Genomic DNA, 11980 nt, shown 5'->3' with positions numbered 1-11980 from the left:
GGTCGAGGGCTTATCCTAATGAATATGAAGAAGCGTTTTAAATACTTTGCGGTCAGTTTTCAAGGTATAACCTTGTTAGGGAACCTACCTGATGGTAGGATATGTCCTGAAGCGATTTAGATGGTGTGATATTTTGCTGTAGGAATACAGGGAGATATACATCGCAAAAATCATGTTTGGTGACGATGGCGGAGGGGTTCCACGCGTACCCATCCCGAACACGAACGTTAAGTCCTCCAGCGCCGATGGTACTTGGACCGCAGGGTCCTGGGAGAGTAGGACGTTGCCAAGCAAACAAAGCCCACTGATGATTCCATCGGTGGGCTTTGTTTTTGTTTAATGTATATTATTTATATATTTTCTATATCCTGATCAATACAATTTAGGATGGTTGAATTTTAATAATCATTGTATAGGGTTAAGGGTCATTATAGTGGTGAGAGTTAGGCTAGATAGGCGGAAAATAAACAAGCCATTGATCTAATACGATCAATGGCTTGTTTACTATTGGCCAGTAATATTTTTTACTACACTATCGACAGATTGGGTGAATTGTTGGTATGCTTCGCTTTCAACTGCTTGTTTGAATGTATCTAAATTGGCACTATTAATAGCATCTTGTATGGAAGTATTAAAGTTGATTCCAAGCTGTTCCCAGCTAATTGCTGAAGTTAGGTTTTGATATTCCTGTCGTAGTGGTTCAATCATTTCATTAAAGGTTTGTTCGGTAGCCGTTGTATATATGCGATCTATCTCTGCTGTAATGTTGGCCACACTTTGAATAGATTGTGCACCATCTTGAATAACTTTGGTACCTTCTTCGATTGCTTGTTTACCTTCTTGTATGGTTTGATCTACCAGGCCGCAGCCACTAAGTAGAAGTACACCCAGCGCCACACATAAGAACCTCTTTTTCATGAATAGAATCCTCCTTATATATCGCTATATGCAGTAATACGTAAACCTCACTCTGATGGACTCACTTTTAAGTAATTAATACTGATCATAACACAATTTGGGAGAACCATTTTGTTTATTATTGCTGGGGTGCTTTGTTTCTTGACACGCTATAGAGCCTCTGCTAATATGGGCATAATATCTAAGAGCCTATAGACAAAATAAAACCTTTGTTTTCGCTGAAAAGACAACATTTAAGAGAAAAAAGATTAGGAAAAGGGAGGGACTTCTTCTGTGTGGGAGTCTAAATTTGTAAAAGAAGGTTTAACGTTTGACGATGTATTGCTAGTTCCACGTAAATCAAGTGTGCTACCTAAAGAGACAAGCGTTGCTACTCGTTTGAGTAACAATGTTAAACTTAATATTCCCTTAATTAGTGCGGGTATGGATACAGTAACGGAAGCTCCGCTTGCTATCGCTATCGCACGTGAGGGTGGTATGGGTATTATTCATAAGAATATGCCGGTTGAACAGCAAGCTGAAGAGGTGGATCGTGTAAAGCGCTCAGAGAGCGGTGTTATTACAAATCCATTCTCCTTATCTCCTGAGCATTCTGTTGCGGATGCGGACAAGCTAATGGGCAAATTCCGTATTTCCGGTGTGCCGATTGTTGATGAGAATCACAAGCTTGTCGGTATCATTACGAACCGTGATATGCGTTTTGTTGCTGACTTCAGCATAGCTATTAAAGATGTAATGACAAAAGAAAATTTGGTAACGGCGCCAGTAGGAACAACGTTGGACCAGGCTCAAGTTATGCTGCAAGAGCATAAAATTGAAAAGCTTCCATTGGTAGATGAAGATAATACGCTTAAAGGTCTTATCACAATTAAAGATATTGAAAAGGCAATTCAATATCCTAACGCAGCTAAAGATGCACAAGGACGCTTGCTTGTAGGAGCAGCAGTTGGTATCTCTGGCGATACATTTGATCGTGCTGAAGCATTAGTACAAGCTGGCGTTGACGCTATCGTTGTCGATTCTGCTCATGGTCACCACATAAATATTTTAGACGCAGTTCGCAATCTTCGTGCACGCTATCCAGAGCTGACGATTATTGCTGGTAATGTAGCTACGGGTGATGGTACTCGTGACCTAATTGAAGCTGGTGCATCTGTTGTTAAAGTGGGAATCGGACCTGGTTCGATTTGTACGACTCGTGTTATTGCGGGTATCGGTGTTCCTCAAATTACAGCAATTTATGATTGTGCGACAGTTGCTCGTGAATATGGAATTCCAGTCATCGCTGATGGTGGTATTAAATACTCTGGTGATATTACCAAAGCACTTGCTGCTGGCGGCAGCGCAGTTATGTTGGGCAGCTTGCTTGCTGGTACAGAAGAGAGCCCAGGTGAGTCTGAGATTTACCAAGGACGCAGCTACAAAGTTTATCGTGGCATGGGTTCCCTTGGTGCAATGAAAAAAGGTTCCAAGGATCGTTACTTCCAAGACAGCAGCAATGAGAAGAAACTCGTTCCAGAAGGAATCGAGGGCCGCGTTGCTTACAAAGGTCCATTGGCAGATACAATTCACCAATTAATTGGTGGCTTGAAAGCTGGTATGGGCTACTGCGGTACGGAGAGCTTGGAGCAGTTGCAAAATGATACACACTTTGTTCGTATTACAGGTGCAGGATTGCGTGAGAGTCATCCGCATGATGTTCAAATTACGAAGGAAGCTCCTAACTATTCCTACTAATAAGCATTTAATATGGCATTTGAATAAGCAGCTAGGATGCTTATGTTTATAAATGTTTAGGATTTGTTTTATACGAATTATTGGAAGACAGGGTATGTTTACCCTGTCTTTTTTCGTGCTATCGGCTGTGATAGAATAGGAATAGGTTCAATCTGGGAAGGAGTTAATAAAGTGTCTAATATAAACCAAACAAGTACAAAACGTCCACGCTGGAAACGCGCTGTTGCGTTGGCAACAGCTTTGCACATATTATCTTATACCATGCTGCCATCTGTAGGGATGGTGGCAGCTGAGCAAGTTGCACAAAAAGAGGTTAAAGCTTCAACGAACTCAGCTACAAGTAGTGCGAAATCGACAGAAGCAGCCAAAAATATGGGTGCTTCTTTGAAGACTAAGCTGAATCTCGATGTTTCTTCTGCAATTATCGTGGAAGCAAGTACAGGACAAGTTTACGCAGAATATGAAGCAGATACTGCGCTTCCGCCGGCTAGTATGACAAAGATGATGACAGAGTATATTGTCATGGAAAAGATTAAAGCTGGTGAGCTGGCATGGGATACGGTTGTAACTACGAGCGAGCATGCATCATTAACAGAAGGGTCCCGTATATTTCTAGCTAAAGGGGATATGCATACAGTTGAAGAATTGTATATTGCAATGGCGATCGGATCTGCGAATGATGCAACGGTCGCTTTGGCAGAGCACATTTCTCAAAGTGAAAAACAGTTCGTTAAATTAATGAATGAGACGGCAAAGCGTCTTGGTATGGAAGATACACACTTTATCAACTCAACAGGTCTAGGTAAGGCTGATATGCCTAAGAAATATCAACCTGCTAGTGATGAAGAGACAGTAATGTCTGCGCGTGACGTCGCTAAGCTTGTTCGAGCAATCGTAGTTGATCATCCCGAGTTTAGTAAATATACAACGATTCAACAGCATAAGTTCCGTGATCGAGATGCGACTCCAATTATTAATTTGAACTGGATGCTCGAAGCGAATAAAAATGTAACAAATTTCCGTCAATTCGCTTATGAAGGCTTAGATGGAATGAAAACTGGGTTTACGGATGCAGCAAAGTATACGTTCGCCGGAACAGCTGAGCGCGACGGTATGCGTCTTATTACAGTAGTTATGGGGGCACCTACTAAAGCAGCACGATTTACAGAAACGAAGAAATTGTTGGATCATGGCTTTAAACATATTGAGCTCAAGCAAGTTATTGGCCCTAAGCAAGTAGTTGCGGGTACAGAGACAGCACCCATTAAGAGCGGCGTAGAAACAGAAGTTCCAATCGTAACGGAGCAAGAGGTTGCCTTTGTCGTGGACAAGGGTGCTAAGTTCGATGCGAAGAACTTGAAGCAAGAGGTAAAGCTAACTCCGGAAGATCAGCTTGAAGCGCCTATTAAGCAAGGCCAGAAGATTGGTACGGTGACGTATACGTACAAAGGTACAGCAGGAGAAGAGCAGCAAACGGTTAACTTGATTGCATCGGAAGAAGTAGAAAAAGGTAGCTGGTGGCGTTTATTCTTCCGCGGTATTAAAAATTTCTTTGTTGATCTATTTAATTCTATTGGCAGCTTGTTCTAAATTGAATTAAAATAGATACACATTTTGCTATAAACGGCCGCCCTAATTCCGACAAAAGCGGTTGCCTATGTAAACGTCATACGTTACAATTAGTGGGTAAAATGTGTAAATCGCGTATAACGCAAAGATGCTTATAATATTGGGGGTTGCAGGAGACATGGCAAACGTTGAGACAGGAACATTTCGAGTAAAACGTGGTATGGCTGAAATGCAAAAAGGTGGCGTCATTATGGACGTCATGAATGCTGAGCAAGCAAAAATAGCTGAAGCGGCTGGTGCAGTTGCTGTAATGGCATTAGAGCGCGTACCTTCGGATATTCGTGCAGCAGGCGGCGTTGCCCGTATGGCGGACCCGACAATTATCGAGGAAGTCATGAAAGTTGTCTCCATCCCGGTTATGGCTAAAGCCCGTATCGGACACTATGTTGAAGCTAAAGTATTGGAATCGCTTGGTGTGGACTACTTGGATGAGTCTGAAGTGTTGACGCCAGCAGATGAAGTATTCCATATTGATAAACATGAATTTACAGTGCCTTTCGTGTGCGGTGCAAAAGATTTAGGAGAAGCTTTGCGTCGTATCAGTGAAGGAGCGGCTATGCTTCGTACGAAAGGTGAGCCTGGAACAGGTAACATTGTAGAAGCTGTTCGTCATATGCGTCTTATTAACAGCCAAATTCGCAAAGTACAGAACTTGTCCAAGGACGAGTTGTATGCAGAGGCGAAAAATTTGGGCGTATCTTATGAGCTATTGAAAGCTGTTAGTGAAGCAGGCAAGCTTCCGGTTGTTAACTTCGCAGCAGGCGGTGTAGCTACACCAGCTGACGCAGCTTTGATGATGCACCTAGGCGCAGACGGTGTATTTGTAGGCTCTGGTATTTTCAAATCAGACAGCCCTGAGAAATTCGCGCGTGCTATCGTAGAAGCTACGACGCACTATACGGATTATGAGTTGATTGCTAATGTATCCAAGAACTTAGGTGCACCAATGAAAGGTATCGAAATTTCCAAGCTGTCTCCTGCTGAGCGTATGCAGGATCGTGGCTGGTAATCGACCACTTCCATAGGCATTTCGCGGAAAGAAGGTTGTACCTATGAAACAGATAAAAATCGGAGTACTCGCCCTGCAAGGGGCAGTAGCTGAGCATATTCGGAGCATTGAGTCTGCTGGTGCAGAGGCTGTGGCAATTAAATGGCCGCATGAGTTGGATGATCTGGACGGCTTAGTTATTCCAGGTGGGGAAAGTACAACGATCGGTAAGCTGATGCGTCGCTACAATTTTGTTGAAGCGATCCGTCAATTTTCTGCACAGCAGAAGCCGATTTTCGGTACGTGTGCGGGACTAATCGTGTTAGCTCAGCATATCGAAAGCAATCATGGCACAGAAGAGCCACATCTTGCGCTAATGGATATTCGAGTAAGACGTAATGCCTTTGGTCGCCAACGTGAAAGCTTTGAAACGGATTTGCAGGTAAAAGGCATTGAAAGTCCTGTAAGAGCGGTATTTATACGTGCTCCTCTCATAGAAGCGGTTGGCGAGCACGTTGATGTGATTTGTGAAGCCAATGGGGAAATGGTTGCTGCTAGACAGGGGCATTTACTTGTGTGCTCATTCCATCCGGAATTGACTGAAGACTCAAGTATGCATCATTATTTTGTTCAAATGGTAGTACAATCGTTGCAGTTGAACGCTAATCGTTAACGAATGAATTTCGTTGCATAGCTTGTAGATCGAAACGATATGTTTTTAGAAAGGCATCTTGATCATGATTCCATTTCGGAATGTGATTAAGGTGCTTTTCTTGTTTTTGCTCTTATTTTTTTCAAAATATTGTTTCATTTTGAGCTGTTCTATTGCCTCCTCAGCCTCCTTTATTCAAATGAAATAGGAGAAAGACTAAATTGTAGTAATGTCATTTATTTCTTGTAAATTGGACTTGATGAATTGACCTAGAATATTTCCTTGATTGACGGACAAGTGCTATAATGAACTAGCACAATTCACCTGCACTGCTAATTATGATGTGAATGAATGTGTCGGGTCCAGTGCAGCTTAGCTGGAATGCAATCCAGAGTAGTTCAATATATTTACATTTTAAAATAGAGATATTTGCGCATATGTGCTTTTTATACCTGTAGGAGGGATTACCCGTGTTAGATATTAAACGATTACGTACCGAGTTCGAAAGCGTGGAGCAAGCGTTGAAGAACCGTGGGGCTTCGCCAGAGTTGATTGCGGCATTCCCTGAATTAGATGCAAAGCGTCGTGAGATGCTCCAAGAGACAGAGCAGTTGAAAAATCGTCGTAACGTCGTATCTCAGGAAGTGGCGAAGCTTAAGAAGGCTGGCCAGCCTGCTGATGATGTCATCGCTGAGATGAGAGAAGTTGGCGATCGAATCAAAGTGTTGGATGAGCAAATTCGTGAAGTAGAGCAGCAGATGGATGAGTTGTTGCTTGCTATCCCGAATGTCCCTCATGATTCTGTCCCTGTTGGATTGTCGGAAGATGAAAATGTAGAGCTTCGCCGTTGGATGGAGCCGACAATATTTACATTTGAACCAAGAGAGCATTGGGATTTGGCATCTGAGCTAGGGATGTTGGATTTTGAAGCTGCCTCGAAGGTAACAGGATCACGCTTTGTGTTCTATAAAAATGCAGGCGCTCGCTTAGAGCGTGCGTTAATCAGCTTTATGCTGGATGTTCATGCAGTGGATCATGGTTATGAGGAATTGCTTCCTCCAATGATCGTTAACCGTGACAGCTTGTATGGTACTGGTCAGCTTCCTAAGTTTGAAGAGGATCTATTCAAAATTGAAGGCACCGAGTATTATTTGATTCCAACAGCTGAAGTACCTGTAACGAACTATCATCGTGAGGAAATTTTGAATAACGATGTTCTGCCGAGGAACTATACGGCTTACAGTTCTTGCTTCCGTTCAGAGGCAGGTTCCGCAGGTCGCGATACACGTGGTCTCATTCGTCAGCACCAGTTCAACAAGGTGGAGCTTGTGAAGATGGTAAGGCCTGAAGATTCATACGCAGAGCTAGAAGCACTAACACAGCACGCAGAGCGTATATTACAGCTATTGAAGCTTCCATATCGCGTAATGAGCCTTTGCTCAGGTGATATCGGCTTCAGTTCTGCTAAGACGTACGATCTTGAAGTGTGGCTTCCAAGCAGCAATAGCTACCGTGAAATTTCGTCTTGCTCTAACTTCGAAGACTTCCAAGCGCGTCGTGCGAATATTCGCTTCCGTCGTGACACGAAGTCTAAGCCAGAGTTTGTGCATACGTTAAATGGTTCTGGCTTGGCGATTGGTCGAACGGTTGCTGCGATTATGGAGAACTATCAGCAAGAGGATGGCTCCATTGTCGTTCCTGAAGTATTGCGCCCTTATATGCGCGGTGCTGAAGTGATTAAAAAATAATCGTTTATTTTAGTTTTCAATGACTTGCATATTTTTAATGTGATGTGCTATAATAATGATTGTCCGGTGATAAGTCGGCCAATCATATACGGAGAGGTACCGAAGCGGTCATAACGGGGCGGTCTTGAAAACCGTTAGAGTGCAAGCTCACGTGGGTTCGAATCCCACCTTCTCCGCCATAACTTTACTAATGATACAGCCTGTTGAGCAATAGCTCGATAGGCTGTTTTTGCATTTTCTTCGACTACATAATGATCTTCCATGCATGCTCCATCTTGAGAACACTTCAATTGAAACGAAATACCATGCGACGTATAGATTGCCTGTCTGATACAAACATTAACTACAAAATCTAAACTTTCCACGTGCTTTTGATAGGGATGATGTTAATGACAGGGGATGATTGGCTGTGTTCAAATCAATATTTGGAGTGCTGCAAAAAGTAGGTAAGGCACTCATGCTGCCTGTTGCTATCCTACCTGCGGCAGGGATTTTGCTCGGTATAGGTAATGCGCTCAGTAATCCGGATCTTATCGCTCGCATGCCAGCGCTTGCTGGACCATTCTGGACGACGGTGTCTAGTGTAATGGAGCAATCGGGTGGAATTGTATTCGATAATCTATCACTATTATTCGCCGTTGGGGTAGCAATCGGGCTTGCAGGCGGAGATGGTGTGGCAGGACTTGCTGCCATTATCGGATATTTTGTAATGAATGTGACCATGAAGGTTATCATGAATGTGACACCCGAGTTGGTAAAGAGTGATTTTTCTTATGCCATATTGCAAGGCGTACCTACACTTCAAACGGGTGTTTTCGGCGGTATCATCATCGGTATTCTGGCCGCATCTTTGTATAAAAGGTTCTACAATATAGAGCTGCCTTCCTACTTAGGATTTTTTGCAGGTAAACGGTTTGTGCCCATTATTACGGCGGTAAGTTCCTTGTTGGTAGGTATATTACTGACCTTTATTTGGCCGCCGATTCAAGCAGGTTTGAATACATTTTCTCACTCTTTGTTAGATTCGAATTTGGCTGTAGCCGCATTTATTTTTGGTATATGTGAAAGGGCGCTTATTCCTTTTGGGCTGCATCATATTTTCTATTCACCGTTTTGGTTTGAATTTGGTCAATATGTAAATAGCGCTGGAGAGTTGGTAAGAGGGGACCAGAAAATTTTCTTCGCTCAGTTGAAGGATGGTGTGGAGCTAACGGCGGGTACATTTATGACAGGTAAATTCCCATTTATGATGTTTGGGCTGCCTGCAGCGGCACTTGCCATGTACCACGAGGCTAGACCTGAAAATAAGAAGCTTGTAGCAGGATTAATGGGTTCAGCGGCGCTGACGTCCTTTTTAACGGGTATAACGGAACCTTTAGAGTTTTCCTTTCTATTTATTGCCCCCTTATTGTTTGCTGTTCATGTTCTATTTGCCGGCTTGTCGTTCTTAGTCATGCATCTGTTAAATGTAAAAATAGGGATGACATTCTCCGGCGGTGTAATCGACTACTTGCTATTTGGTGTATTACAGAATCGAACGCCATATTGGCTCGTTATTCCTGTGGGCTTAGCGTTGGCGGTCATTTACTACATTGTGTTCCGTGTGGCGATCCGCAAGTTTAATTTGCGAACACCGGGTCGGGAGGAAGCGAAGGCAGAATCCACATCTGGAGCAGGAAAGACAAGTACAGATGAGCTGCCGGGGAACATTCTGCATGCTTTAGGCGGAAAAGATAACATTGCTTCATTAGATGCATGTATTACGAGGCTGCGTGTACAAGTAAAGGATAAAGGAGACGTGAACAAGGATCGTTTAAAAGAACTGGGTGCCTCAGGAGTACTTGAAGTGGGCAATAATGTGCAAGCTATTTTCGGAACGCGCTCAGAAACGATCAAGCATCAAATTCATGAAATTATTAAAGCGGAGGATATGGAACTGGAGGACAAAAATAAAGGATAAAAGGCAAAGGATAAAATGTCGAGTGATGAGCCGTACAAATCGATTGGTCGATCATGTATGCTGCCTAAATACACCTCCTTCTTAGCTATAAAGAAGTACTTTGTATAAAAAGGCTTGTTCATCCACACAATGTAATTGAACTCAGTGGAGGTGTTGGTTCATGAGTAGAGAAGGAGCTATTCCTGTTCAACAGGACGTTCTGGTACAAGCTTGGCAGCAAACGCTGCCTACGACGTTAAACCCGTCGGATAAGGCTACGGTAAATGCTGATGAGGCAGATCCGAGTGGCCTACGCATTCATATTGATACAGCGGGAAGACAACAGTATTCATTCGACTTTGCGTGTTCCTACTTGGATCCGCGTGAAGTCCGGGTACAGTTAATTGATGTAGAGCGTGATGGACAAAATGTAGGTGAACATACACCAGTCATTCAGGAGCTCGCACAGAACTATGTGCGTCAAATTCATGAATGTGCCCAGACATTGCAAAACATCACTCATACGCGTTCCACAAATGATGGTGATTATCACGTACATTAATGGAATCAGGAGGAGTAATCATGACCCAAGCTAAGAATCATGTAGATAAAAATTTATCTAATGTTGTGAGTAGGTTGGAAGAAGTGGCTGTTAACAGTCATCATGCTCAACAATTGCAGCAAGATCATGACGACAGACGTCATCAAGATGAATTGAATCATGACAGCCCCACATCAGATTCGCGTTAGAGAGGAGGGAGCTAATACAATGGCTGGTAAATCAAAAGCAGTGCCTGTGCCAGAAGCACAGTCTAGACAGAAGCAGCATCATTCAGGTGGTGATCATGGTGCTTTACAAGAGCCGTTGTCTGGCTCTAAAAAGGTAAAAAGCAAAAACCATGTGTCTCATAATAATCCAGAAGGTTAGATAGAAAAATTCAGCAGCTCCACTGCCATTTATCCGAGAAATGGATAAGCAGGGGGCTGTTTTTATTTCATATTTGTGTCAACTCGATGCGCCTCCCTCGGTAATCCGCTATAATAAAATGCATATAGATGAAAAGGGGTGGCCTTTTGTCCGACAATAAAGTTAAAAATAAGAAAGCGGCAGGTTCTTCAATGCCGAAGCCTAAGACGATGCACCAGCATTCGAAAACGAGTATAGGGAAAATTATGCAGCGCGTCTTTTTCGTTACATTAGGAGCTATTCTTATGGCGGTCAGTCTAGAGCTGTTCCTTGTGCCGAATCAAATGACAGATGGCGGGATCGCAGGTATTTCTATCATTTTGTCTTATTTGACGGGAATCCCCTTGGGAGTGTACTTATTCTTGCTCAATCTTCCGTTCCTCATAATCGGTTATAAGCAGATTGGTAAGACGTTTGCCTTATCCACACTTCTTGGTATTTCTGTGATGTCTGTAAGTACGGTCCTTTTACACAATGTAGAACCATTCGTAACGAACAGTTTCTTGGCTGTTGTATATGGAGGTATGATTCTCGGAATCGGTGTGGGTCTCGTCATTCGTTTCGGTGGATCGCTGGATGGAACCGAAATCGTAGCTATTTTATTTGATAAGCGCTCGCCGTTCTCGGTTGGCGAAACAGTTATGATTTTTAATTTATTCATTATGGTTCTAGCAGGATTTGTGTTTGGCTGGCAAGAAGCGATGTACTCACTGCTTGCTTATTACATTGCCTTTAAAATGATTGATATTACCATTGAAGGCCTTAATGATTCCAAGTCAGTATGGATCATTAGCGACAACTACAAGGAAATCGGGGATGCATTACAGTTTCGTCTTGGGCGTGGTGTTACTTACCTAAATGGAGAAGGCGGTTTCTCAGGGGATGACAAGAAGGTTATCTTCACGGTCATTACACGTCTGGAAGAGTCGAAGCTGAAGACCATCGTCGAAGAGTTGGATGAGCAAGCATTCCTTGCTATTGGGAATATCCATGATGTTAAAGGCGGAAGGTTTAAGAAGAAGGATATTCATTAAAATTCTATCCATTAGAGTTGAGTGAGATAAAGAGGTATCTTCGTTGTTCAGATGTGAACTGTAACCCTATTAGTGGACAGTATATAAAAAAGGTCCTTTCGATTTAAGCAGCAACAAGATGGCTCCTGAATTCATCAGGAGTCATCTTATTTAATGTCCACTGATATCGATGTGAGTTATAAAATGTGATGTACTCATCTACACAAATTCGCAATTCTTCTAAATTTGTACATTGCTTATAGTCCAACTCATCTTTCAAATGACCAAAGAAGCTTTCCATGGAAGCATTGTCCCAACAATTAGCCTTACGCGACATAGACTGCTGAAACCCTAACTCAGCGATCTGCTTTTGTATGTTAGGATTCGTG

General features: G+C 42.9%; 12 protein-coding genes, 1 tRNA gene and 1 rRNA gene. 12 read left to right on the top strand and 2 right to left on the bottom strand.

Going from position 1 to position 11980, the window contains the following annotated elements; all coding sequences use genetic code 11:
- Positions 1–175: 175 nt before the first annotated feature.
- Positions 176–292, top strand: a 5S ribosomal RNA gene (rrf, locus tag H580_RS0114425).
- 212 nt (positions 293–504) lie between these two features.
- Here the strand turns inward: rrf and H580_RS0114420 are convergent.
- Complete coding sequence (locus H580_RS0114420; RefSeq protein ID WP_028595404.1) at positions 505–918, bottom strand: hypothetical protein; 414 nt, start codon at positions 916–918, stop codon at positions 505–507.
- A gap of 273 nt (positions 919–1191) precedes the next feature.
- Between H580_RS0114420 and guaB the strand changes: the two genes are divergently transcribed.
- The 11 genes from guaB to H580_RS0114360 all read left to right on the top strand — a co-directional run bounded on the left by guaB (position 1192) and on the right by H580_RS0114360 (position 11612).
- Complete coding sequence (guaB, locus tag H580_RS0114415; RefSeq protein WP_028595403.1) at positions 1192–2655, top strand: IMP dehydrogenase; 1464 nt, start codon at positions 1192–1194, stop codon at positions 2653–2655.
- A gap of 171 nt (positions 2656–2826) precedes the next feature.
- Positions 2827–4245, top strand: a complete 1419-nt coding sequence (locus H580_RS0114410; protein WP_028595402.1) for a D-alanyl-D-alanine carboxypeptidase family protein — start codon at positions 2827–2829, stop codon at positions 4243–4245.
- Between the two features lie 157 nt (positions 4246–4402).
- Positions 4403–5293 carry a pyridoxal 5'-phosphate synthase lyase subunit PdxS gene (gene pdxS, locus H580_RS0114405; RefSeq protein ID WP_036605302.1) on the top strand — a complete coding sequence of 297 codons (891 nt, stop codon included), beginning with the start codon at positions 4403–4405 and terminating at the stop codon, positions 5291–5293.
- A gap of 52 nt (positions 5294–5345) precedes the next feature.
- Complete coding sequence (pdxT, locus tag H580_RS0114400; RefSeq protein ID WP_028595400.1) at positions 5346–5945, top strand: pyridoxal 5'-phosphate synthase glutaminase subunit PdxT; 600 nt, start codon at positions 5346–5348, stop codon at positions 5943–5945.
- A gap of 449 nt (positions 5946–6394) precedes the next feature.
- Positions 6395–7672: a serine--tRNA ligase gene (gene serS / locus H580_RS0114390; protein WP_028595399.1), complete on the top strand. Its 1278-nt coding sequence runs from the start codon at positions 6395–6397 to the stop codon at positions 7670–7672.
- Between the two features lie 90 nt (positions 7673–7762).
- A tRNA-Ser gene (locus H580_RS0114385) sits at positions 7763–7851 on the top strand.
- 230 nt (positions 7852–8081) lie between these two features.
- Positions 8082–9632 (top strand): glucose-specific PTS transporter subunit IIBC, encoded by a 1551-nt coding sequence (gene ptsG, locus H580_RS0114380; protein ID WP_028595398.1) that lies wholly within the window; start codon positions 8082–8084, stop codon positions 9630–9632.
- A gap of 160 nt (positions 9633–9792) precedes the next feature.
- Positions 9793–10173 (top strand): hypothetical protein, encoded by a 381-nt coding sequence (locus H580_RS24340; RefSeq protein ID WP_051217474.1) that lies wholly within the window; start codon positions 9793–9795, stop codon positions 10171–10173.
- A 20-nt stretch (positions 10174–10193) separates the two neighbouring features.
- Positions 10194–10361 (top strand): hypothetical protein, encoded by a 168-nt coding sequence (locus H580_RS26415; RefSeq protein WP_169449371.1) that lies wholly within the window; start codon positions 10194–10196, stop codon positions 10359–10361.
- Positions 10362–10380: 19 nt separating this feature from the next.
- Complete coding sequence (locus H580_RS0114365) at positions 10381–10539, top strand: small acid-soluble spore protein P (protein ID WP_028595397.1); 159 nt, start codon at positions 10381–10383, stop codon at positions 10537–10539.
- A 245-nt stretch (positions 10540–10784) separates the two neighbouring features.
- Entirely contained in the window at positions 10785–11612 is an 828-nt protein-coding gene (locus H580_RS0114360; RefSeq protein WP_425414132.1) for a YitT family protein, read from the top strand.
- 103 nt (positions 11613–11715) lie between these two features.
- Here H580_RS0114360 and H580_RS0114355 read toward each other — a convergent pair.
- A partial coding sequence (locus H580_RS0114355; protein ID WP_028595395.1) for an IS3 family transposase occupies positions 11716–11980 on the bottom strand: 265 nt, incomplete at its 5' end.

It is taken from the genome of Paenibacillus assamensis DSM 18201 (assembly GCF_000422445.1).
Taxonomy (GTDB): domain Bacteria; phylum Bacillota; class Bacilli; order Paenibacillales; family Paenibacillaceae; genus Paenibacillus_B; species Paenibacillus_B assamensis.
Note: the sequence above shows the minus strand (reverse complement) of the source record. Positions and strands in the feature narration are given on the sequence as shown.